This is a genomic window from Pseudophaeobacter arcticus DSM 23566 (assembly GCF_000473205.1).
Lineage (GTDB): Bacteria > Pseudomonadota > Alphaproteobacteria > Rhodobacterales > Rhodobacteraceae > Pseudophaeobacter > Pseudophaeobacter arcticus.
Genome location: NZ_KI421507.1, coordinates 3806741 through 3829621 on the forward strand (window position 1 = coordinate 3806741; position 22881 = coordinate 3829621).

The 22881-nt window shown below is 58.5% G+C and carries 19 protein-coding genes and 1 tRNA gene; 10 read left to right on the forward strand and 10 right to left on the reverse strand.

The genetic code is table 11. The annotated features are described in order from the left end of the window. Window positions 1-215: 215 nt before the first annotated feature. The 6 genes from ARCT_RS0122905 to ARCT_RS0122930 all read left to right on the forward strand — a co-directional run bounded on the left by ARCT_RS0122905 (window position 216) and on the right by ARCT_RS0122930 (window position 7578). The gene (locus tag ARCT_RS0122905; RefSeq protein ID WP_027242173.1) at window positions 216-1118 is read left to right on the forward strand and encodes a UTP--glucose-1-phosphate uridylyltransferase; all 903 of its coding nucleotides are present in this window, start codon (window positions 216-218) and stop codon (window positions 1116-1118) included. Window positions 1119-1186: 68 nt separating this feature from the next. Continuing rightward, window positions 1187-2170: a UDP-glucose 4-epimerase GalE gene (galE, locus tag ARCT_RS0122910; protein WP_036785352.1), complete on the forward strand. Its 984-nt coding sequence runs from the start codon at window positions 1187-1189 to the stop codon at window positions 2168-2170. 1 nt (window position 2171) lies between these two features. Then, window positions 2172-3212, forward strand: coding sequence for a glycosyltransferase family 2 protein (locus ARCT_RS0122915; protein ID WP_027242175.1), 1041 nt, complete (start codon window positions 2172-2174; stop codon window positions 3210-3212). A gap of 230 nt (window positions 3213-3442) precedes the next feature. Then, window positions 3443-4429: a glycosyltransferase family 2 protein gene (locus ARCT_RS0122920; RefSeq protein ID WP_027242176.1), complete on the forward strand. Its 987-nt coding sequence runs from the start codon at window positions 3443-3445 to the stop codon at window positions 4427-4429. Then, window positions 4426-6129, forward strand: a complete 1704-nt coding sequence (locus tag ARCT_RS0122925) for a DUF5927 domain-containing protein (RefSeq protein ID WP_027242177.1) — start codon at window positions 4426-4428, stop codon at window positions 6127-6129. Before ARCT_RS0122920 ends, ARCT_RS0122925 begins: the two co-directional genes overlap by 4 nt. A gap of 3 nt (window positions 6130-6132) precedes the next feature. Beyond that, a complete protein-coding gene (locus tag ARCT_RS0122930) occupies window positions 6133-7578 on the forward strand; it encodes a sulfotransferase family 2 domain-containing protein (protein ID WP_027242178.1) in 1446 nt (481 codons plus the stop codon). Window positions 7579-8013: 435 nt separating this feature from the next. Here the strand turns inward: ARCT_RS0122930 and ARCT_RS0122935 are convergent, their stop codons facing one another. From ARCT_RS0122935 to ARCT_RS0122975, 9 genes are all read right to left on the reverse strand, one after another. Next, window positions 8014-8478 (reverse strand): PTS sugar transporter subunit IIA, encoded by a 465-nt coding sequence (locus tag ARCT_RS0122935; protein ID WP_027242179.1) that lies wholly within the window; start codon window positions 8476-8478, stop codon window positions 8014-8016. Between the two features lie 45 nt (window positions 8479-8523). Beyond that, window positions 8524-9093 carry a ribosome hibernation-promoting factor, HPF/YfiA family gene (gene hpf, locus ARCT_RS0122940; protein WP_027242180.1) on the reverse strand — a complete coding sequence of 190 codons (570 nt, stop codon included), beginning with the start codon at window positions 9091-9093 and terminating at the stop codon, window positions 8524-8526. 319 nt (window positions 9094-9412) lie between these two features. Next, entirely contained in the window at window positions 9413-10174 is a 762-nt protein-coding gene (gene lptB, locus ARCT_RS0122945) for an LPS export ABC transporter ATP-binding protein (protein WP_027242181.1), read from the reverse strand. Then, window positions 10174-10686, reverse strand: coding sequence for an LptA/OstA family protein (locus ARCT_RS0122950; protein WP_027242182.1), 513 nt, complete (start codon window positions 10684-10686; stop codon window positions 10174-10176). The genes lptB and ARCT_RS0122950 overlap by 1 nt, the downstream gene beginning before the upstream one ends. 3 nt (window positions 10687-10689) lie before the next feature. Continuing rightward, entirely contained in the window at window positions 10690-11286 is a 597-nt protein-coding gene (locus tag ARCT_RS0122955) for an LptA/OstA family protein (protein ID WP_027242183.1), read from the reverse strand. Window positions 11287-11303: 17 nt separating this feature from the next. Further along, entirely contained in the window at window positions 11304-12272 is a 969-nt protein-coding gene (locus ARCT_RS0122960) for a KpsF/GutQ family sugar-phosphate isomerase (RefSeq protein WP_027242184.1), read from the reverse strand. Beyond that, the gene (locus tag ARCT_RS0122965; RefSeq protein WP_027242185.1) at window positions 12269-12883 is read right to left on the reverse strand and encodes a ribonuclease D; all 615 of its coding nucleotides are present in this window, start codon (window positions 12881-12883) and stop codon (window positions 12269-12271) included. The genes ARCT_RS0122960 and ARCT_RS0122965 overlap by 4 nt, the downstream gene beginning before the upstream one ends. 502 nt (window positions 12884-13385) lie before the next feature. Further along, window positions 13386-13472: transfer RNA gene (locus ARCT_RS0122970), tRNA-Leu, on the reverse strand. A gap of 121 nt (window positions 13473-13593) precedes the next feature. Beyond that, the gene (locus ARCT_RS0122975) at window positions 13594-13971 is read right to left on the reverse strand and encodes a globin domain-containing protein (RefSeq protein ID WP_027242186.1); all 378 of its coding nucleotides are present in this window, start codon (window positions 13969-13971) and stop codon (window positions 13594-13596) included. 301 nt (window positions 13972-14272) lie between these two features. Between ARCT_RS0122975 and ARCT_RS0122980 the strand changes: the two genes are divergently transcribed. After that, window positions 14273-15262 (forward strand): complex I NDUFA9 subunit family protein, encoded by a 990-nt coding sequence (locus tag ARCT_RS0122980; protein ID WP_027242187.1) that lies wholly within the window; start codon window positions 14273-14275, stop codon window positions 15260-15262. Window positions 15263-15360: 98 nt separating this feature from the next. Here ARCT_RS0122980 and ARCT_RS0122985 read toward each other — a convergent pair whose 3' ends face one another. Continuing rightward, window positions 15361-16167: an undecaprenyl-diphosphate phosphatase gene (locus ARCT_RS0122985; protein WP_027242188.1), complete on the reverse strand. Its 807-nt coding sequence runs from the start codon at window positions 16165-16167 to the stop codon at window positions 15361-15363. Between the two features lie 251 nt (window positions 16168-16418). Between ARCT_RS0122985 and ARCT_RS0122990 the strand changes: the two genes are divergently transcribed. Genes ARCT_RS0122990 through gltB form a run of 3 tightly spaced genes read left to right on the forward strand, consistent with a single transcriptional unit; the run spans window position 16419 to window position 22878 of the window. Then, window positions 16419-17864 (forward strand): NAD(P)-dependent oxidoreductase, encoded by a 1446-nt coding sequence (locus ARCT_RS0122990; protein ID WP_027242189.1) that lies wholly within the window; start codon window positions 16419-16421, stop codon window positions 17862-17864. 32 nt (window positions 17865-17896) lie between these two features. Next, window positions 17897-18334, forward strand: a complete 438-nt coding sequence (locus tag ARCT_RS0122995) for a GFA family protein (protein ID WP_036785358.1) — start codon at window positions 17897-17899, stop codon at window positions 18332-18334. Beyond that, complete coding sequence (gltB, locus tag ARCT_RS0123000) at window positions 18331-22878, forward strand: glutamate synthase large subunit (RefSeq protein ID WP_027242191.1); 4548 nt, start codon at window positions 18331-18333, stop codon at window positions 22876-22878. Before ARCT_RS0122995 ends, gltB begins: the two co-directional genes overlap by 4 nt. The last annotated feature ends 3 nt before the right edge of the window (window positions 22879-22881 follow it).

Below are 22881 nucleotides of genomic sequence, written 5' to 3' on the forward strand. Positions count from 1 at the left end.
TTCTACAGATCTTAAGTGCAGAGTTGAGCCAGGTCATGAAACTTGCCCAATTTGTAGTTACAGTACTCTGAGGAGGAGCATCGCGATGTGGTGCCTTTGGGGCGGCTGAGCCCATACCGACCCCTAAGGGGGGACTGGCTAACGAACTAAAAAAACCAGGTGACTGCCTTCATGCAAGACGCGTTAGCCTTGGACGTAGATGAGTGAGAAATTCGATGCGCAAAAAAGTAACAAAAGCGATTTTCCCGGTTGCGGGTCTGGGGACCCGGTTCCTGCCCGCGACCAAATCGGTGCCCAAGGAAATCATGACCCTGGTGGACCGCCCCCTGGTGCAATACGCCATCGACGAGGCCCGGGCGGCGGGCATCAAGGAATTCATCTTTGTCACCTCGCGCGGCAAGGGGGCGCTGGAGGATTATTTTGATCACGCCCCGGTGCTGGAACAGGAGCTGCGCAAAAAGGGCAAGGATGACCTGCTGGGGATCCTCAAGGACACCTATATGGACAGCGGCGCCATCGCCTATATCCGCCAGCACAAGGCCCTGGGGCTGGGCCATGCGGTCTGGTGCGCCCGCCGCCTGATTGCCAATGAACCCTTTGCCGTGATCCTGCCCGACGATGTCATTGCGGCGGAAAAACCCTGCCTGCAGCAGATGGTCGAAGCCTATGAGCAGATCGGCGGCAATATGGTCGCCACCATGGAGGTGGCGCCCGCGCAGACCGCCTCTTATGGGGTGCTGGATCCCAGCGACGGCGCGCAGATGTCCGGCGCGGTGGTTGCCGCCCGCGGCATGGTGGAAAAGCCCAACCCCGCCGAGGCGCCGTCAAACCTGGCGGTGATCGGCCGCTACATCCTGGCGCCTTCGGTGCTGCGCAATCTCAACAAGATGAAATCGGGCGCCGGCGGGGAGATCCAGCTCACCGATGCCATCGCCGAGGATATCGCCGCCCAGGTGCCCACCCATGGCTTTCGCTTCAAGGGCGAGCGCTTTGACTGCGGTTCCAAGGCGGGGTTCTTGCAGGCAACGGTCTCCTTTGCCCTGTCGCGCCCCGAGCTGCGCGACGATCTGATGCAGCACCTCAACAAGGTCACCCAGCTGGATCAAGCCGCCGAGTAAATTGATCATGGCCCTGCCGCACTGATAGGGCCGCTGATATTTTGTGACCTTTGAAAGGCAATACTGACGTGAAGACTGTTCTTGTGACCGGCGGTGCCGGATATATCGGATCACATGCCTGCAAGGCGCTCAAGGCTGCGGGCTATACCCCTGTGACCTTTGATAATCTGGTGACGGGCTGGAAAGACGCGGTGAAATTTGGTCCGTTTGAACAGGGTGATTTGCAGGATCGTGCCCGGCTGGATGAGGTCTTTGCCAAGTATCAGCCTGCGGCGGTGATGCATTTTGCGGCCCTAAGCCAGGTTGGCGAAGCGATGAGCGAGCCGGGGCGCTATTGGGCCAACAATACCGGCGGATCGCTAAATCTGATCGAGGCCGCAGTGGCGGCGAAGTGCCTGGATTTTGTGTTTTCCTCCACCTGCGCCACCTATGGTGAGCATGACAACGTGGTGCTGGACGAGACCACGCCACAGCTGCCGCTGAACGCCTATGGCGCCTCCAAGCGCGCGGTTGAGGATATTCTCAAGGATTTTGGCGCGGCCTATGGGCTGCGCTCGGTTATTTTTCGCTATTTCAACGTCGCGGGGGCTGACCCGGAGGCCGAAGTGGGCGAGTTCCACCGCCCCGAGACACATCTGGTGCCGCTGGTGCTGGATGCCATTGATGGCAAACGCGATGCCTTGACCATTTTTGGCACCGATTACGACACGCCCGATGGCACCTGCATTCGCGATTATGTGCATGTCTGTGATCTGGTGGATGCCCATGTTTTGGGCCTGAAATGGCTGGAAGAAGACAGGGGCAGTCAGGTGTTCAACCTGGGCACGGGATCCGGTTTTTCGGTTCGCGAGGTCATGGACCGGGGCGCGGCTGTCACCGGGCGGCCAGTGCCCTGCACCACGGGCCCACGCCGGGCCGGAGATTGCACCAAGCTGGTTTCGGGCTCAACCCGCGCCATCACCGATCTTGGCTGGGAGCCGCGCCGATCTGATCTCGATACCATGATCGCTGATGCCTGGAAATGGCACCAGACGGGCCACTACGAGGCCTGATGTGAAAGCTGCTGCCGCAACCGCTCTTTTGCCGCCGAACTGGCGACAGCGGTATCGGTTGCGCCTGAAGCGGCGGCAGCTGTTGTGGCGGTCGCTGCGGTCGCGCCACCAGCTGCGCAGCCTGGCGGATCGCAGTGATCAGATCAACAGGGGCGATTTGCTGGGCTTTGTGGTGCTGCGCAACGAAAGCGCGCGGCTGCCCTATTTTCTGGATTATTATCGTGCGCTTGGGGTGAAGCACTTTCTGGTGGTCGATAATGGCAGCAATGATGGCAGTGCAGAGTTTTTGACGGATCAGCCGGATGTGTCGCTGTGGCAAACGCAGGCAAGCTACAGGGAGGCACGCTTTGGTCTGAATTGGAGCACCTGGCTGCAGATGCGCTATGGCCATGGTCACTGGTGCCTGACGGTCGATGCCGATGAGCTGCTGGTCTATGATGGCATAGAGGAACATGATCTGAGCGATCTCACCGCGCGGCTGGGGCAGCAGGGCCTGCCGGGGTTTGGCGCCATGATGCTGGACCTCTACCCCAGGGGCGCGCTTGGCGATCAGCCCTATGTGCCGGGGCAAGATCCTCTTGAGGTGCTGAACTGGTTTGATGCTGGTCCTTACCGGGCCACGCGGCAGTCTCCCATGGGCAATCTCTGGCTGCAGGGTGGCGCGCGCGAACGGGTGTTCTTTGCCGCCCGGCCAGAACGCTCCCCCACCTTGAACAAGATCCCGCTGGTGAAGTGGAACCGGCGCTACGCCTATGTGAATTCAACCCATTCGCTGCTGCCCCCTGCTTTGAACGGGCTCTACGAGGGGCCGGGTGGCAAACAGCCTGCCGGGGTGCTGCTGCACACGAAGTTCCTGCCCGAGATTGTTTCCAAATCAGCAACCGAAAAACAGCGCCAGCAGCATTTTCATCGCCCGCAGGAATTCGACCATTATTATGATGAACTCAGCAGTGCACCCGACCTTTGGCAGGAGGATGCGCAGAAATATAGGGGGCCGGGGCGGCTTTGTGAGTTGGGCCTGATGCCAGAACTGCGCTGGTGAGGATGAAGCCGGGGGCAGTGGCAGGGGGATTTAACGGTTTTCTTCCGCAAACTTGGCCTATAACTGTTTCTAAATCCGTTGTTAGTAGTGTTTTTCCATGACATATTAAGCCCTAAGGCTGGGATCAATTCACCGCCGGAATTGACATCCTAATTTGGCTGCGGCGTCTGCCATGGGGCATTCTGCAAAATGGGCATGGAGTTGTTGTGGGGCTTTGGGATTCTTACCGTATGCGCGTTCGGCGCAAGCGCTGGCTGGTCCGGGCCGTGCGCAAGTCGAGTGAGCTGACCTGTCTGCAGGACAATACCCGTGCCATTCAGCGTGACGATGTTTTGCTGGTCTCAACCATGCGCAATGAACAGATCCGGCTGCCTTATTTTCTCGAATATTACCGCAACCTTGGGGTCAATCACTTCCTCTTTGTCGACAACGGATCGGAGGATGGCACCGCGCAGTATCTGAGCGGAATGGGCGATGTCTCATTGTGGCAGACCCATGCCAGCTATCGGCGCTCCCATTTTGGGGTCGACTGGATGAATTACCTCAAGCGCAAATATGCCCATGGGCATTGGGTACTGGTGGTCGATCCGGATGAGTTTTTTATCTATCCCTTCTGCGATACCCGGCCCATTCAGGCCCTGACAGATTGGTTGGATACTTCGGCAATCCGCAGCTTTTCTGCAATGCTGATTGATACCTATCCCAAGGGCCGTATAGGCGATGTGCCCTATCAGCCCGGACAAAACCCGCTGGAGATCGTCAATTGGTTCGACAGCGGCAATTACACGATCAGCAAGAACCTGATGTATGGCAATCTTTGGATTCAGGGCGGGCCACGGGCGCGGGTGTTCTTTGCGGATGAGCCAAAAAAGGCGCCGGCCCTGAACAAGACGCCGCTGGTGAAATGGGACCGCCGCTACGCCTATGTCAGCTCGACCCATTCTTTGCTGCCGCGCGGGTTGAACCAGGTCTATGAGACGGACGGCGGTGAAAAGGCCAGCGGCGCGCTGCTGCATACCAAATTTCTCGATACACTGGGGGCCAAGGCAGCAGAGGAGCTGGCGCGCAGCGAACACTACGCCAATTCACGCGAGTATAGGGCCTATGCCGAAGGTCTGGAGCAGCAGCCTGAGCTTTGGTGCAAATGGAGCGAGAAATATATCAACTGGCGCCAGCTGGAGATCCTGGGGTTGATGTCCAAAGGCAACTGGGCATGAGCACAGTCGGGATTGCCATGCTGGTGCATACCGCGCTGGACCGCGCCGCAGAGGTGGCGCGTCACTGGACCGCCAGCGGCTGCCCGGTGGTGTTGCATGTGGACAAAAACGTCGATGGGGTGGTCTTTCGCAAGTTCCGCCAAAGCCTGGCGCAGGATCCATTGATCAAGTTCTGCAAAAGACATCGCTGTGAATGGGGCACCTGGGGCATTGTTGCCGCATCACAATCGGCGTCGGCGCTGATGCTGCAAGAGTTTCCAGAGGTGCGCCATGTCTACCTGTCCTCGGGATCTTGCCTGCCGCTGCGTCCGGTAGATGAGCTGGTGGACTATCTGGCCGCCCGACCGCGCACCGATTTTATCGAAAGCGCCACCACAGCGGATGTGCCCTGGATCGTTGGCGGATTGGATTTTGAACGCTTTACCCTGCGCTTTCCGTTCTCCTGGAAAAAACACCGCTATCTGTTTGACCGCTATGTCGATCTGCAGCGTCGCCTTGGCATGCGCCGCCGCATTCCGGCAGGGCTGGTGCCGCATATGGGCAGCCAATGGTGGTGCCTGACGCGCCAAACCCTGTCAGCCATCCTGGAAGACCCCGAGCGTCCAACCTATGACGCCTATTTTCAAAAAGTCTGGATCCCGGACGAGAGCTATTATCAAACGCTGGCGCGGCAATACTCTACCAAAATCGAAAGCCGCTCGCTGACGCTGTCAAAGTTCGATTTTCAGGGCAAACCGCATATCTTTTATGATGACCATTTGCAGCTGTTGCGGCGTTCGGATTGTTTTGTTGCGCGCAAAATCTGGCCAAAGGCGGAGCGGCTGTATCAGGCCTTTTTAACGGATAGCGCCGGGGCGATGAAAAAAACCGAACCCAACCCTGGCAAGATCGACCGGATTTTTGCCAAGGCCGTGGAGCGACGTACCCGTGGTCGTCCGGGTCTTTATATGCAAAGCCGCTTTCCGGGGCGCTGGTCGGTCAATAGCGTCACCTCGAATCCCTATTCGGTGTTTCAGGGCTTTTCAGAGCTGTTTGAAGATTTTGAGAGCTGGTTGTCTCGGATCACCGGGGCCAGGGTGCATGGCCATCTCTTTGCACCAGAACGGGCTGAACTGGCCGGAGGAGGCGCGATGATCAATGGTGCCTTGACCGATAACGCCAAGACCCGCGACTACAACGTGCAGAGCTTTTTGACCAATCTGATCTGGAACACCCGTGGCGAGCGTCAGTGTTTTCAGTTTGGCCCCGGGGACAACCAGAAGATTTGCAAGGTACTGGCGCGCGATCCAAATGCGCAGATCTCGGTCATCAGCGGGGCCTGGGCGGTGCCGTTGTTTCGCTCAAACCAGAATTTTACCGAGCTGCGCCGCGAGGCGGCTCGGCTGCAACAGGTCGAGGCCAAATACCTGAACCTGCTGCGTGCTCAGGAAACCAAGGCACGGGTGCGGATTTGGACGATGGCCGAATTCATCGAAGCCCCGATGGAGCCTTTGCAGACCATTCTTGATGAGCTGGGCCCGCAGATGCCCAGGCATTTGAGCGAGGCCCCAACGATGGTGAACCTTGATGGCTTTGGCCAGTTCCTGCAAAACCTAAAGAACCAGGGGATGCACCCCTATCTGATGGGGGATTTCTCGGTAGAGCAGGGGCCGGTAAACATGCCAAAACCTCCCAGAAAACCCTATCTGGTGCGTAAATAGAATATGACAGCTTCTTTTGACTATTTCATTGTCTTTGCCGAAATGCGGACGGGGTCCAACTTTCTGGAAACCAATCTCAATGCCTTTGACGGGGTAACCTGTCATGGCGAGGCGTTTAACCCACATTTCATTGGCTATCCCAACAAGGACAATATTCTGGGGATCACCCAGGACATGCGAGAAGACAATCCAGGCTGCCTGATCTCGCAGATCAAGTCCGAAGCGGGGGTTCTCGGGGGGTTTCGCTACTTCCACGACCATGACCCACGGGTTCTGGATCTGGCGCTGGAGGATCCGCGCTGCGCCAAGGTGATCCTGACCCGAAATCCGCTGGACAGCTATGTTTCCTGGAAAATTGCCAAGGCCACAGGTCAGTGGAAACTGACCAATGTGAAACGTCGCAAAGAGGCTCTGGCGCAGTTTGACGGTGCTGAATTCGCCCGGCATGTAGAGGCGCTGCAGGATTTTCAGATCACCCTGCTGAACCGGCTGCAGAAATCCGGACAAACTGGCTTTTATCTGGCCTATGAGGATCTTCAGAATCTTGAGGTGATGAACGGCCTGGCGCGGTGGTTGGGAGTAGACTCACAGCTTGAGGCGCTGGATGACAGTTTGAAACGGCAAAACCCGGCGCCGGTTGTGTCAAAGGTCGAAAACCCAGCTGCGATGGCAGAGGCCCTGGCGGCAATGGACCGTTTCAACCTGAGCCGCACCCCCAATTTTGAACCCCGTAGGGGTCCGGCGGTACCGGGCTATGTTGCCGGGGTGGTGACACCGCTGCTGTATCTGCCCATCAGGGGCGGACCTGAGACGGAAGTGACAGCCTGGATGGCGGGGCTCGATAATGTGACGCCCGAGGGGCTGATCCAAAAAATGAACCAGAAGCAGCTGCGTCAGTGGAAGCGGGGAAACCCGGGGTTTCGCAGCTTTACCGTATTGCGGCATCCGGCAGCACGGGCGCATTCTGTGTTCTGTCGCAGGATTTTGCAAAAGGGCGGAAGCAGCTATGGTGGCATTCGCGAGACACTGCGACGCCAGTTTAAGCTGCCGCTGCCCAAGGATGGCCCGGATGGCAGCTATAGCAAGGCAGATCACTATGCGGGTTTCTCTCAGTTTCTGACCTTTTTGCAGGCCAATCTGGCTGGGCAAACTTCGGTGCGGGTGGATGCGGAATGGGCAAGCCAATCGCAGGCGCTGTCTGGGCTGGCAGAACTGGGCGCGCCAGACCTGGTGTTGCGCGAGGAAGAGTTGGCCGAGGCCCTGCCTGCTTTGGCGCAGAAGCTGGGCCGCGCCACGCCGCACCAGCCCAAGCCAGCTCCTGAGGATCACCCTTATCGTTTGGAGGATATCTGGGATGCAGCGCTGGAGAAGCAGGTGTCCTCTCTGTACCAACGTGACTACGTGATGTTTGGCTTTGCGCCATGGCAGGCCCAGGAGTCCCCGCGCTAGTCAGAGAGAAGTGCCACCCTGGCCCACCCTGGCCCAGCCATGTGGCGTTGAGGGGCTGACCCTTGGGGCTGAGGCGCTACCGGGTGCCAAAATCAAACTCCAAAATCAAACAGTGGTCGCCAGGGCAAAGGGGGAACTCCCGCGCCCGTTTGATGTTTTGCTGTGCAAAACATCAAAACAGCCTTGGGCGTGGCGCCGCCTGTCGGCGGCGCTGCAGCGTGGGACAACAGGGGTCAGGTGACATGACTGTTGTTCGCCTGACGGGACAGTGGCCAAAGGGGCGCGTGAAAACTCCAATGGAGATTTCACGCCGGGCCCAACCGGAAGGGATCTTTGAAAAAGATCTCCTGACGGGCGGGAGCACTTGGGGGAGGACCAAGCGCTGAAGCGCAGTTTTCAATAGGCTTACGGAAAAATCGCCCGAGGGGCGTGATCTCAGGCGGCCTGTACCGATTGCGCCTCGGTCAGGATCGTGAACAGCGTTGCCGGGTCGTGATTGGCGCGCAGCTTGGTGCAGAAACTTTGCTCCCGCAGTGTGCGTGACACCAAGGCTAGGGCCTTCAGGTGTTCTACCCCGGCGTCTTCGGGTGCAAAGAGAGAAAAGGCAATGTCCACCGGTTGGCGATCAACCGAATCAAAATCCAGGGGTTTTTCCAGAATCAAAAAGACACCGCACACCATATCGAGGCCGCTGAGCCGTGCATGGGGCAGGGCAACGCCGTGACCAACCCCGGTGGGGCCAAGGCTCTCCCGGTCCAGGAGAGCCTCCACAGTTGCTTGGGCGGACAGGCCATAGGCGGCCTGTGCCACCTCGGCGACTTCCTGAAACAGGCGCTTTTTGCTGGATACGGCTCCGATAACCCGGACAGCGCCCGGCTTAAGGATGCTTGAAATCTGCATAAGTCACCTGCTCCGTTCAGATGCCGTGGTTTGGCTTTCTACAGCCTATACCGTGGGATCGATCCAACCAATGTTGCCATCTTCCCGGCGGTATACCACGTTCACCCCGTTTTTGCTTTCATTACGGAATACCAGCACCGGGGCGCCTGCAAGCTCCATCTGCATCACCGCTTCACCAACAGAGAGGGATTGAATCCTGGTCTCCATCTCGGCAACGATGATTGGCTGCAGCGTGTCAGGCTCGGTCGCGGTATCCGCGTCATCAGAGGCGAGGATATAAGAGTTACCGCCGAGAATTTCAACCGGTTCGCTGCGATCGCGATGGTGATCTTTCAATCGGCGCTTGTAACGGCGTAGCTGTTTTTCCATCTTTTCGTTGCAGGCTTCAAAAGCAGCATAAATTTCAGTGGCATGCGCCTTGGCTTGCGCGGTCAACCCGGTCGAAAGATGGACCGTGGCTTCGCAAATATATTCATGCGCAGACTTGGAAAAGACGACAGTTGCATCAGTTGGGCGTTCTGCATATTTCGAGACGACAGTCCCCAGCTCGGTCTGAACATGGGTCTGCAGGGCTTCGCCAATGTCGATCTGTTTACCGGTGATTTTGTAACGCATGTGATCTCCTTCACAAATTTCCACCCAAAACACCCTCCGGGCCGGGCCCGCCGGGTTGTCGTCAGTTTTGGGTTAGGGGATTAGGCTGGGTGCAGGGTTGCAGCCCTTCGGGACTTGTTGCCAAGACCACGCGTCGGACTACCTCATGCTGTACTTTTGCCATGACTCAATTCGATGGCAAACCGGGCGGAGAGTCAATGGAGTTGCGGCATTTTGATGGTCGGAAATGTCCTTGGGTGGCAAAAAACGGCTGCTGGAAAAGCTATGCATTTGAGGCAAGTTTTGGGCGCAGGCAAATAGACCTCAGGTTAGCTGAGGATTACGAAATCCGGAAATTGTCACCCAGATAGACGCGGCGCACATTTGCGTTTTCGACAACTTCGGCAGGGCTGCCTGACATCAGAACCTGACCGTCATGCAAGATATAGGCGCGGTCCACGATTTCGAGAGTCTCACGGACGTTGTGATCGGTGATCAACACGCCAATTCCACGCTTTTTCAGATCGGCTACCAGGTGGCGGATATCGCCCACCGAAATAGGATCTACGCCGGCAAAGGGTTCATCCAGCAACAGATATTTTGGATCAGCCGCCAGGCAACGGGCGATTTCAACCCGGCGACGTTCGCCGCCCGATAGGGCCAGAGCCGGGGCACGGCGCAGGTGCTCGATGGAGAAATCCGACAGCAGCTCTTCCAGCCGTTCGCGACGGCGGTGGCTGTGTTTCACCGCGATATCCAGAACCGCCATGATGTTGTCTTCGACAGAGAGGCCGCGGAAAATCGACATCTCCTGCGGCAGATAGCCAATGCCCAGCCGGGCGCGCCGGTACATCGGCAGGGTGGTGACATTTTGCCCATCAATGGTGACGGTGCCTGCCTCGGGAAAGATCAGCCCGGCAATGGCGTAAAAGCTGGTGGTCTTGCCCGACCCGTTCGGCCCCAGCAGCGCCACCACCTCGCCGCGATCCAGGGTGATCGAGACGTCGCGGATCACGACTTTTTTGCGGTAGCTTTTGCGTAGCTTCTCGATACGCAGCCCCGAAGAGCCTTCGGTCAGTTTGAGATTGGGTGTTGCGGACATCAGTTATTTTCGCTCGAACTGGAACTTGGATTCAAAATGGTTTTGACACGCCCGGCCATGCTGGCTGTCCCGGTGGTGAGATTGACCACCATCCGCTGTGACGCCAGCGTGCCCGCGCTTTGATTTAGCAGGACATTTCCGGTCAGGACGATGGTGCCTTCGTCGATGGTATATTCCGCCCGCTGGGCTTCGGCTGCATCCGGGCCGCTCACCAAGATGACGTTTCCAGTGGCCTCGAGCCGTTCGATCGCGCGCTTGCCATCCGCGTCGGTTTTGTAAATCACCAGTACCCGGTCCGCCGCCAGCCGCATCACCCCCTGCACGATCAAGACACCGCCGGTAAATTCAGCCGAACCATCAGCCTGGTTGACCGCCAGCGCATCAGAGGTGACCTCAACCGGCAATGAGGGGTCGGCCTTGACCGAGCCAAAGGCCACATTCTGTGCGGTTGCGGGCAGGGTTAACCACAGCGTGGAGATCAGGAAAATGCAAAGGGCACGCAAATGAGTCACAATTTATCTTTCCAATTTTAGAGGAGAGTACACCAGCTTGACACTCTTGGTGAAGAGCAGATGCACGGGACCACCGACAGTTTCTGAACTGATCTCCATATGTCCGGCGGTTAAATCGCCCAAATCTCCTGTGGCGCGAATGGCGCCGGGGCTTTCGGCATGCACCGCGCTCAGCTGGGATTTCAACACCTCTGTTTGAACCACCATACCATCGGCTGTGGTGATTTCGACATTGCCAACAAAACGCGCGAGATCCTGATCCGGGTGCACCGTGCCGCGATCCGAGGTCAGGGTGATCTGGCCGCCGGTGACCATGCGGATCTCAGCCCTGAGATTGCTGGCAATCACCCGCTGATCTGCGTTGGCGCGGGCCATTGCAGCGGTGACCCAGATTTCATCCCCCTGGGCGGTTGAACCGGAAAAAAACGGCGCGGTCACCTGTTGGCCGCGCAGGCGCTCTTCTATTTCTCGGTCGGCAAAGGGAATAACCGCCTCGGTGTCAGACCCAGGCGAGATGAGAAACAGGGTCGACAACAAGGCCAGCGCTGCCAGCGGCAGAAACACCTTGAGATAGCTCACCATGCGGGAATACTGATCCATATCCGGGCTGCCTGCTCCTACCCGAGACCAGCGCGCAGGCAGTCGTGGATGTGCAACAGCCCCTCGGCGCGGTGACCCTTGGTTGGGTCCACCACAAACAGGCAGGTGATTTTGCGCTGGTTCATGATGGCCACGGCCTCTGCCGCGAGAGCATCGGGGCCTATGGTTGTTGGGTCTTTGGTCATGACAGCGGCGGCCAGCTTTTGCAGCAGGCCGTCCATATGGCGCCGCAGGTCACCGTCGGTGATAATACCCAGCAGATTGCCCTCTGTATCGGTCACACCAGAGACGCCAAATCCCTTTTGGCTGATCTCGATGAGAGCTTCGGACATCGGAGTGTCCGCCGCAACAACGGGCAGGGATTCGCCGCCGTGCATCAGGTCGCTGACCTTGCTGAGCTGGGCACCCAGCTTGCCACCGGGGTGGAAGTCGCGAAAATTCTCGGGACGGAAATCGCGGTGCTTCATGATGGCGATGGCCAGGGCGTCACCCATGGCCAGGGTCAATGTGGTCGAGTTCGAAGGCACAATCCCATAGCCACAGGCCTCACCCATGGCGGGGATCTGCAGCTGCACATCGGCCTGGGTCATCAGGGTGCTGTCGGGTTTGCTGGAGAGGCCAATCAGCGGGATATCAAACCGGCGGGTAAAGGCCAGCAGATTGGCCAGTTCCGGTGCTTCGCCGGAATTGGAAATCGCCACCACCACATCGCCCTTGGACAACATGCCCAGGTCGCCGTGGCTGGCCTCGGCGGGGTGGACAAAATAGGCCGGGGTGCCGGTGCTGGCCAGGGTGGCTGCGATCTTGCGACCGATATGGCCGGATTTGCCAATGCCGCTGATGATGATACGCCCGGTTGCCGCCAGAATCAGATTGGCGGCTTCGACAAAGCGCTCATCAAAGCTCTCGGCCAATGCATCCAAGGCGCGGGCCTCGTCTGTGGCCACCTGACGAGCGGTGGCGAGGAGTTTTTCAGAAGCGGTCATGAGTGCGCAAAGATATCCGTTTCGGGCCAACCGGCCAGGTCAAGTTTGGCACGCATTGGCAAAAAGTCAAAACAAGCCTGAGCCATTTCCATACGGCCTTCGCGTTCCAGCCGCTTATTCAGGGCTTCGCGCAGGCGATGCAGGTACAAGACATCCGAGGCCGCATAGTCCAGCTGCGCATCCGTCAGCACCTTGGCGCCCCAGTCGCTCATCTGTTGCTGTTTGGAGATATCCACGCCGATCAGCTCATGGGTCAGGTTCTTCAGCCCGTGGCGGTCGGTATAGGTGCGCACCAGGCGGCTGGCGATCTTGGTGCAATAGACCGGCGCGGTAAGGGCGCCAAAGGCATGGTACATGGCGGCAATGTCAAAGCGGCCAAAGTGGAACAGCTTTAGCGTCTTTGGATCTTCCAGCATGGCGCAAAGGTTAGGCGCTTCGGTCTGTCCCTTGGCAACCTGCACAATATGCGCATTGCCATCGCCGTCGGACAGCTGAATGACGCAGAGCCGGTCACGATGGGGGTTCAATCCCATGGTTTCGCAGTCAATCGCCACCACCGGGCCGAGTTTGAGGTCATCGGGCAGATCGTTTTGATACAGATGGTTGGCCAATGCAGAAATCCTTTGCCGGTAGCGGACCCAAGGCGGGTCTCATCCTGGTCACAGTCTGGGTTGTCGTCTGGGTCGCTCTTTGACGCCATGCGCCGATGAATTCGAAATAAGGGCAATGCGGCGCGAACTCAACTGCCAGGCTGTCATCACCCTGTGTTGCAGGGGCATTTTTACTGTGCAATCGGCTCCTGCCAGTTCGGGGCCAGTTCGGGGCCAGCGTGAATACCTGTGTGAAGGCCAGTGTGAAGGTCGGATATATCGGGCGTTTTGAAATGTTCAGCGCCCCCGTACCCTGCGTTTGTTTCTAAATCTAGTGGTGCGCCCTGAAGAGGGGGGTAATCCGGCATTTGGCAATCCATTCATTGCCCTTGGATAGCCTGCTGCTGCCCCTGTCGAGGCAGGCTTTGCTGTTCAGCGCGATTGGTCTGGGGGGGAGCGATAAACACCGGGTGTCGCCCTGCTTTTGCAGGGGTCGGACGTTTTCCAGATAAGTGGGAAAATTTGGTGCCCAGGAGAGGACTCGAACCTCCACATCGTTGCCAATACTAGCACCTGAAGCTAGCGCGTCTACCAATTCCGCCACCTGGGCAGGTGTCGTGTTGGGGCCGTATAGGCTGCAGCGTCGGGGGCGTCAAACGGATTTTTGACATTTTTGCAAAAACTCTGCCACCTTCCGGATTTTGCGCTCCTGAACAGGTGGCCGGGGGTGCTCAGCGAGTTGCGACTGCGGGCTCTGAGGCGGCAAAGAAGCTCATCCTCATGGCGACAAATCTCAGAAATTGTGTCCAGGCCTCATCGGTTTCCTTGCTCCACTCCGGGCCCAGGATGGTGGCAAGCGTGTTGGTGAAGCTGGAGATGAAGTGGTTAAAGTGCGTGTCGGAAATTTCCATTCTGTGATGCTTATTTCCCAGCGCCGCGAGAATGCCATCCAGTCGGTCGGTGCTTTCCAGAGCCTCAGCCATATGGGTCAAGGAGGCAAGCATCTTTGCCTCGAGACGCGCGATGTCGGTTGGGAAAATGGCGCGGGCCTCTGGGCAGGCGGCAAAGAAGCTCTGATAAAAGACTGGAATGAAAGTATCGAGGTTCATTCTGTCACTTTCAAGGCTGCGGAGCACATGGGCTTTGCAGGTATCGGCTTCCATGGGATTTGTTCCTCGGCTTTTGAAAATAGCCATTTTGTTTGTATGTTTTAGCTGTGTCGCGCGGCGTCTTTGGAGGACCCATAGATAGTTTTGAATGTATGGCAACGCAAACTGAAATATGGGGCATCTTTGTTAACGCCAAATGCAGATTCTGCATCCATTGTGCCCGTGGCTCCGCGTTTTGCGCCTTGTTTGAAAGGTTCAGGAACGGTAGATCGGAGCCATAGCTATTTGCAGGAGCCAAGAGATGTCCAAACTGGTCACGATTTATGGCGGGTCTGGTTTTGTCGGCCGCTACATCGCGCGCCGCATGGCAAAAGAGGGCTGGCGGGTACGGGTGGCCGTACGCAGACCCAATGAAGCCATGCATGTCAAACCCTACGGCGTGCCGGGCCAGGTTGAACCGGTTCTGTGTAACATTCGCGATGATGCCTCAGTGGCTGCGGCGATGCAGGGGGCGGATGCGGTGGTAAACTGCGTTGGTGTTCTCAATGCCCATGGCAAAAACAGCTTTGAAGCCGTGCAGGTTGATGGTGCTGCGCGGGTGGCACGGATTGCTCATAAGCAGGACATTGGTCAGCTGGTGCATATCTCGGCGCTGGGGGCTGATGCCGAAGGCAGCAGCGAATATGCCCGCACCAAGGCTCTGGGCGAAGAGGCCGTGCGTGGATATTTTCCCAATGCGGTGATCCTGCGCCCCTCGGTCATCTTTGGCACTGAAGACGCGTTTTTCAATCGCTTTGCTGGCATGGCCAGCCTGTCGCCGCTCCTGCCGATTGCCAAGGGCAATACCCTGTTCCAGCCGGTCTATGTCGATGATGTGGCCCGTGCCGCGGTCAAAGGGGTCCTGGGGGAAGCCGCACCCGGCACCTATGAGCTGGGCGGTCCAGAGGTGAAGAGCTTTGCCGCGCTGATGCGCCAGATGTGCGATGTGATTATGCGGCGTCGTGTGGTTGTCTCGCTGCCTGGTTTTGCGGTCTGGCCGCTGGCCTTTGGCTTTGACATGCTGCAGGCGATTAGCCTGCAACTGATTGAAAACAAAGTGCTGAGCCGGGACCAGTTGAAATCCCTGGGAACTGACAATGTGGTTTCCGAAGGCGCCAAGGGTTTTGCCGATCTGGGGATCACGCCAGAACGGATGGGGCCGATCCTGCCCAGCTATCTGTGGAAGTTCCGTCCCTCGGGTCAATATGATGAAATGACCGCCTCGGCGCGCAATCTAAAGGGCGACGCCTGATCTTCAGGTCGGGCTGCCGGAACTAACGGTACCGGAATTAATCAAGGGCGCGGAGAAATCCAGCGCCCTTTTATTTTGCAGACTGCTTTTGTTGGGGGCTAGGCCCCATAGGCATAGCCCAGCAGGACCAGACCCAGAATCACTCGGTAGATCACATAGGGGGTAAAGCTGACCGAGCGCAGCAGTCGCATCATCAGGCTCAGCGCTGCCAGCGCCGAAAGCATTGCCAGAAGTGCGGCAATGCCGGCATCGCGGATCAGCGCCATATTGGCCTCTAGCGCCACCTCTGTACCCAGCAAGACGCCAGAGGCGATGATGGTGGGAATGGACATCAGCATGGCGATGCGCGCGCCATCTTCGCGCTTGTAGCCAAGCTGGCGGGCGCCGGTGATGGTGATGCCGGACCGCGAGGTGCCGGGGATGAGCGCTACCATTTGCCAGAGCCCCATGATCAGCGCATCTCGCAGCCCCCAATCACTGGCGATCTTTTGCTCGCGGCATTTTTGGTCCGCGACATACAGCACGATGCCAAAGACCAGCATGGTCCAGCCAATCACCGCTGGCGAGCGCAGCGCATCGCTGAGACCGGAAAAATGCAGGAAGGCGCCAAACAGCACGGTGGGGATTGTGGCAATGATCAACCCCAGCGCCAGCCGGGCGCCTTCGGTATCGGCACGCCCGCAGGCAAGGCAGGTCAGCCCAGCCAGGCCCATGCGCACGTCGCGCCAGAAAAAGATCACCACCGCCGCAAGGGTGCCGAGGTGGACGGCGACATCAATGACCTGGCCTTGATCCGCGTAGCCCGTCAATCCAGGAAGGAGAATCAGGTGACCGGAGGAGGACACCGGGAGGAATTCGGTAATCCCTTGGATCAGCGCGACAAGTACAAGCTGCAAAAACGGCATAAATGAAGTCCTGAAATGAGGTGCCCCGGCTGAGTCGCGGCAGGGCTGGGGTAGCTTGGTTCTGTATAAATTCTGGTGTCGGATAGGGAAGGGGTCATTTAGGTCCGAATCGGGACTAAAATTCCTGTACATTCCCGTGAGAAACAGTATCAGGGGTGGAAGCTGGTCATTTTAGGTCAGCAATACTGACTAATACACCGCAGGGCTCTTATCCGGGCCTGTCGCAGCCAGCCAAAATAGGGAGTTCGCCCATGGCCAAGCAACCGATGCTCAAATTCGTGAAGATTGATCGCGACATGCCACAAAAGCGTGCCGCTGATACCCGTCGCGAAGATTTTGATGAGATCTATTCGGAGTTCGCTGCGGCCAAGGCAGAAGAGCAGGCCAGCCGCTGCAGCCAGTGTGGTGTGCCCTATTGTCAGTCCCACTGCCCGCTGCACAACAATATTCCCGACTGGCTGCGCCTGACCGCCACCGGTCGTCTGCAAGAGGCCTATCAGATCTCCCAGGCCACCAATACCTTCCCCGAGATCTGTGGCCGCATCTGTCCGCAGGACCGGCTGTGCGAAGGCAATTGTGTCATTGAACAATCTGGCCATGGCACCGTCACCATTGGGGCGGTTGAAAAATATATCACCGATACTGCCTGGGACAAAGGCTGGGTCAAAGCCAACGCTCCGGCGCAGGAGCGCTCTGAAAGCGTTGGCATCATCGGTGCCGGCCCTGGTGGACTGGCGGCGGCAGATATGCTGCGCAAGGCTGGCATTCAGGTGACGGTCTATGATCGCTACGACCGCGCAGGCGGCTTGCTCACCTACGGTATTCCCGGCTTTAAGCTGGAAAAAGACGTGGTGATGCGCCGCAACCAGCTGCTGGCGGATGGCGGCGTCACCTTTGTGATGAACTGCAACATCGGCACCGACATTACCTTTGACGAGATTCGCGCCAAACATGACGCGGTGATCATCGCCACCGGCGTTTATAAATCCCGCGATCTGGAAATGCCCGGATCGGGCGCCACCGGCATTGTCAAAGCGATTGACTTCCTGACCGCGGCCAACCGGGCCTCGAACTTTGGTGATACGGTTGAAGAGTTTGAAAACGGCACCCTGAACGCCGCAGGCAAGAAGGTTGTGGTGATTGGCGGTGGCGACACCGCGATGGACTGCCTGCGCACCTCGATCCGTCAGGGCGCGACTTCCGTCAAATGCCTCTATCGTCGTGACCGCGCCAATATGCCCGGCTCGCAGCGCGAGACACAGAACGCCGAAGAAGAAGGCGTGCAGTTCGAGTGGCTGACCGCGCCCAGGGGCTTTACCGACAACAGCGGTAAGGTTGCCGGTGTTATGGTGCAAAAGATGCGTCTGGGCCAGCCCGATGCAACTGGCCGTCAGGCTCCTGAGGTGATCGAAGGTGCGGATTACATTGAAGAGGCCGATCTGGTGATCAAGGCGCTGGGCTTTGAGCCGGAAGCGCTGCCAACCCTCTGGGGTCAGCCTGATCTGCCGGTGACCCGCTGGGGCACCGTCAAAGCCGAGTTCCGCACCGGGGCCACTGATCTGGACGGCGTCTATGCCATTGGTGACATCGTGCGCGGTGCCTCGCTGGTGGTCTGGGCCATCAAGGACGGTCGCGACTGCGCCGATGCTCTGGTTGAGCGTTTCAACAGTGCCGCTGCACAGGTTGCGGCGGAGTAACTCGAACAGCCACCGCAAGGGAGCCAGGGATCATGAGCGAATTGAAGGGTAACTGCATGTGCGGCGCCGTCACTGTCTCGATGACACCGGCGCAAAATACCCTGCGTGCCTGTCACTGTGACATGTGCCGCCGCTGGACCAGTTCGGCGCTGATGACCATCCCGGCGGCCTCTGGCTATGCTGCTTTGGGGCCGGTGAAGACCTATGTCTCATCAGACTGGGCAGAGCGCGCCTTTTGTTCTGAGTGCGGCTCGATGCTTTGGTATCGGATCACAGTGCCCGGTGAGTTACACGGCCAAACCAATATGGCGGCTGGCCTCTTTGACAATGCAGGTGGGACCACTCTCGACCTGGAATTTTTTATCGACAAGAAACCCGAAGGCTACGCCTTTACTGGAACGCAACGGCAGATGACCGAAGCGGAGGTAATGAAAGCGTTTCGCCCCGCGGCAGAAGGAGACGACCAATGACCAATCATGATGCAGTCAAATATGATGCAGACTGGGTGCGCGCCGAGGAGGCTAAGCGCAAGTGGATGGCAGAGAATGGTCTTTATACCGAGGAGGAAGAGCATTCTTCCTGCGGTGTTGGTCTGGTGGTTGCCGTTGACGGCAAGGCCAGCCGCAGCGTGGTTGAGGCCGGTATTAATGCGCTGAAAGCGATCTGGCACCGGGGTGCGGTTGATGCCGACGGCAAGACCGGCGATGGCGCGGGCATCCACGTGCAAATTCCGGCTCGGTTCTTTTATGACCAGATCCGCCGCACCGGCCATGAGCCGCGGCTGAATGAGCTGATGGCCGTTGGGCAGGTGTTCCTGCCACGCACCGATTTTGGCGCCCAGGAAACCTGCCGGACCATCGTTGAAACCGAAGTGCTGCGTATGGGCTATTACATCTACGGCTGGCGTCATGTGCCGGTTGATGTGACCTGCCTGGGCGAGAAAGCCAACGCCACCCGCCCCGAGATCGAACAGATCCTGATCTCGAACTCGAAAGGTGTGGATGAGGACACCTTTGAGCGCGAGCTGTATGTGATCCGTCGCCGCATCGAAAAAGCTGCGGCTGCCGCTGGCATTGGGGCGCTCTATCTGGCGTCGCTGTCTTGCCGTTCGATCATCTACAAGGGCATGATGCTGGCCGAACAGGTTGCGGTCTTCTACCCCGATCTGATGGATGAGCGCTTCGCAAGCGCCTTTGCGATCTACCACCAGCGCTATTCCACCAATACTTTCCCGCAGTGGTGGTTGGCACAGCCGTTCCGCATGTTGGCCCACAATGGTGAGATCAACACCCTGAAGGGCAATGTCAACTGGATGAAGAGCCATGAAATCCGCATGGCCAGCACCACCTTTGGGGACCACGCCGAAGATATCAAGCCGATCATTGCCAGCGGTGCTTCTGATTCGGCGGCGCTGGATGGTGTATTCGAAGTCCTGGTGCGCGCCGGCCGGTCGGCACCGATGGCCAAGACCATGCTGGTGCCCGAAAGCTGGTCGAAACAGGCGGTTGAGCTGCCCGAAGCCTGGCGGGACATGTATTCCTACTGCAACTCGGTGATGGAGCCCTGGGATGGTCCGGCGGCGTTGGCGATGACCGATGGCCGCTGGGTCTGCGCTGGTCTGGACCGTAACGGCCTGCGCCCAATGCGCTATGTGGTCACTGGCGATGGGCTGGTGATTGCGGGTTCCGAGGCGGGCATGGTGCCAATCGACGAGGCCACCGTGGTGGAAAAAGGCGCGCTTGGCCCTGGCCAGATGCTGGCTGTGGACATGAAAAAAGGCAAGTTGTACCACGATACCGCGATCAAGAATAAACTCTCTGCAGCGCTGCCCTTTGGCGACTGGGTGAGCAAGATCAACGATGTGGATGCCACCCTTGCCACCGTGACCGAAGCGCCGATCTTTACCGGTGATGAGCTGCGTCGCCGTCAGGTGGCAGCTGGCTATACCATCGAAGAGCTGGAGCAGATCCTGTCTCCGATGGCTGAAGATGGCAAAGAGACCCTGGCCTCGATGGGGGATGACACGCCCTCGGCTGTCCTGTCCAAACAGTACCGCCCACTGTCGCATTTTTTCCGCCAGAACTTTAGCCAGGTGACCAACCCACCTATCGATTCCCTGCGGGAATTCCGGGTGATGTCGCTGAAGACCCGCTTTGGTAACCTCAAGAACGTGCTGGACGAAGACAGCAGCCAGACCGAGATCGTGGTGCTGGAAAGCCCCTTTGTCGGCAATGCCCAGTGGGACAAGCTGGCTGATCAGTTCAACGCCCCCCTGGTCGAGATCGACTGCTCCTTTGATCCTGCTGAGGGCTCGCTCAGCCAGGCACTGGACCGTATCCGCGCCGAGGCCGAAGACGCCGTGCGGTCGGGCGCTGGCCATCTGGTACTGACCGATCAGTTCTCGGATGCAACCCGCGTGGCGATGCCGATGATCCTGGCAACATCGGCGGTGCATTCACATCTGACCCGCAAGGGCCTGCGCACTTTCTGCTCGATCAATGTGCGGGCGGCGGAATGTGTGGACCCACATTATTTTGCCGTACTCATCGGCTGTGGCGCTACCGTGGTGAACGCCTATCTGGCCGAGGATTCGCTGGCGGATCGCATTGAGCGCGGGCTGCTGGATGGCACCCTGACCGAAAATGTCGCCCGCTACCGGGAGGCCATCGACCAGGGTCTTTTGAAGATCATGGCAAAGATGGGGATCTCGGTGATCTCCTCCTATCGTGGTGGCCTGAACTTTGAGGCCGTCGGCCTGTCGCGCGCTATGTGCGCCGAGTTCTTCCCTGGCATGACCAGCCGGATCTCCGGCATTGGTGTCAGCGGTATTCAGGTCAAGGCTGTAGCGATCCATGCCAAGGGCTGGAAGGGTGCAGAAAACATCCTGCCCATCGGCGGCTTTTATAAGGCGCGTAAATCCGGCGAGACCCATGCCTGGGAAGCCACCTCGATGCATATGCTGCAGATGGCCTGCAACCGCGCCTCGTTTGAGATGTGGAAGCAGTATTCTGCCAAGATGCAAAGCAACCCGCCAATCCACCTGCGTGATCTGCTGGACATCAAGCCCCTGGGCAAGGCAGTGCCGATTGAAGAGGTGGAAAGCATCACCTCGATCCGCAAACGCTTTGTCACACCGGGCATGAGCCTGGGCGCTTTGTCGCCTGAGGCACACAAGACCCTGAACGTGGCGATGAACCGGATCGGGGCCAAATCCGACTCCGGTGAAGGCGGCGAAGATCCGGCGCATTTTGTGCCGGAACCCAATGGCGACAACCCATCTGCCAAGATCAAACAGGTGGCCTCGGGGCGGTTTGGCGTCACTGCCGAATATCTGAACCAATGCGAAGAGCTGGAAATCAAGGTGGCCCAGGGGGCCAAGCCCGGTGAGGGCGGCCAGTTGCCGGGGATGAAGGTCACCGACCTGATTGCCCGCCTGCGCCACTCGACCAAGGGCGTGACCCTGATTTCACCGCCACCGCACCATGATATCTATTCGATCGAGGATCTGGCGCAGCTGATCTACGATCTGAAACAGATCAACCCGCGCTGCAAAGTGACAGTGAAACTGGTGGCGTCTTCCGGGGTTGGCACCATCGCCGCTGGCGTCGCCAAGGCCAAGGCCGATATCATCCTGATCTCGGGCCACAATGGTGGCACCGGGGCGTCGCCCGCGACCTCGATCAAATACGCCGGTCTGCCCTGGGAAATGGGTCTCACAGAGGCGCATCAGGTGCTGGCGATGAACAACCTGCGTGAACGCGTCACCCTGCGTACCGACGGGGGGCTGCGCACCGGGCGTGACATCGTCATGGCGGCGATGCTCGGGGCCGAGGAATATGGCATCGGCACCGCTGCGCTGATTGCCATGGGCTGTATCATGGTGCGTCAGTGCCAGTCCAATACCTGCCCTGTTGGGGTCTGTACCCAGGATGAGAGCCTGCGCGCCAAGTTCACCGGCAATGCGGATAAGGTTGTCAATCTGATCACCTTCTATGCGCAGGAAGTGCGGGAAATCCTGGCCTCTATCGGGGCGCGGAGCATGGATGACATCATCGGTCGGGCGGATCTGCTGGCGCAGGTCAGCCGTGGGTCGGCGCATCTGGATGATCTGGACCTTAACCCGCTGCTGATCACCGTCGATGGCTCTGCCAATATCGTTTATAACCGCGACAAGGACCGCAATCCGGTGCCGGATACGCTGGACAGCGAAATTGTCCGCGATGCCGCGCGGTTCTTGCGTGATGGCGAAAAGATGCAGCTGTCTTATGCCGTGCAGAACACCCATCGGTCCGTGGGCACCCGCACCTCGAGCCATATCGTGCGCAACTTTGGTATGCGCAATGCCTTCCAGCCGGATCACCTGACGGTGAAACTGCAGGGCTCTGCCGGGCAATCGCTGGGCGCCTTTGCGGCACCGGGGTTGAAGCTGGAAGTCTCTGGCGATGCCAATGACTATGTCGGCAAGGGGCTTTCGGGCGGTACCATTGTGGTGCGCCCGCCAATGGCCTCACCGCTGACCGCCAGCGACAATACCATTGTCGGCAATACCGTTCTCTACGGTGCCACCGACGGGTATCTCTTTGCTGCGGGCCGGGCCGGCGAACGCTTTGGGGTGCGAAACTCGGGGGCCAAAGTGGTGATCGAGGGCTGTGGCGCCTGTGGTTGTGAATATATGACCGGTGGTGTTGCAGTGATCCTGGGGTCAATCGGAGCCAACTTTGGTGCTGGTATGACCGGGGGGATGGCCTATCTTTATGATCCAGAGGGCCAGGCCCAGACCATGATGAACATGGAGGGTCTGGTGACCTGTGCGGTGACTGTGGCGCATTGGGAGGCCCAGCTGAAAACTTTGATTGAGCAGCATCTGGAAGAGACTGGTAGCCGCAAGGCCGCCGAGATCCTGCAGAACTGGGATCTGGAGAAGGGCAATTTCCTGCAGGTCTGCCCCGTTGAGATGCTCGACAAGCTGGCATATCCTTTGAGCCTGGAACAAACGGCGGTCCCGGCTGAATAAGCC

Coding starts and splice junctions, on each gene's coding strand:
- ARCT_RS0122905 (WP_027242173.1), top strand. CDS start 216: ATGCGCAAAAAAGTAACAAAAGCGATTTTCCCGGTTGCGGGTCTGGGG.
- ARCT_RS0122920 (WP_027242176.1), top strand. CDS start 3,443: ATGCGCGTTCGGCGCAAGCGCTGGCTGGTCCGGGCCGTGCGCAAGTCG.
- ARCT_RS0122925 (WP_027242177.1), top strand. CDS start 4,426: ATGAGCACAGTCGGGATTGCCATGCTGGTGCATACCGCGCTGGACCGC.
- ARCT_RS0122930 (WP_027242178.1), top strand. CDS start 6,133: ATGACAGCTTCTTTTGACTATTTCATTGTCTTTGCCGAAATGCGGACG.
- ARCT_RS0122935 (WP_027242179.1), bottom strand. CDS start 8,478: ATGCAGATTTCAAGCATCCTTAAGCCGGGCGCTGTCCGGGTTATCGGA.
- hpf (WP_027242180.1), bottom strand. CDS start 9,093: ATGCGTTACAAAATCACCGGTAAACAGATCGACATTGGCGAAGCCCTG.
- lptB (WP_027242181.1), bottom strand. CDS start 10,174: ATGTCCGCAACACCCAATCTCAAACTGACCGAAGGCTCTTCGGGGCTG.
- ARCT_RS0122955 (WP_027242183.1), bottom strand. CDS start 11,286: ATGGATCAGTATTCCCGCATGGTGAGCTATCTCAAGGTGTTTCTGCCG.
- ARCT_RS0122960 (WP_027242184.1), bottom strand. CDS start 12,272: ATGACCGCTTCTGAAAAACTCCTCGCCACCGCTCGTCAGGTGGCCACA.
- ARCT_RS0122975 (WP_027242186.1), bottom strand. CDS start 13,971: ATGAACCTCGATACTTTCATTCCAGTCTTTTATCAGAGCTTCTTTGCC.
- ARCT_RS0122980 (WP_027242187.1), top strand. CDS start 14,273: ATGTCCAAACTGGTCACGATTTATGGCGGGTCTGGTTTTGTCGGCCGC.
- ARCT_RS0122985 (WP_027242188.1), bottom strand. CDS start 16,167: ATGCCGTTTTTGCAGCTTGTACTTGTCGCGCTGATCCAAGGGATTACC.
- ARCT_RS0122990 (WP_027242189.1), top strand. CDS start 16,419: ATGGCCAAGCAACCGATGCTCAAATTCGTGAAGATTGATCGCGACATG.
- ARCT_RS0122995 (WP_036785358.1), top strand. CDS start 17,897: ATGAGCGAATTGAAGGGTAACTGCATGTGCGGCGCCGTCACTGTCTCG.
- gltB (WP_027242191.1), top strand. CDS start 18,331: ATGACCAATCATGATGCAGTCAAATATGATGCAGACTGGGTGCGCGCC.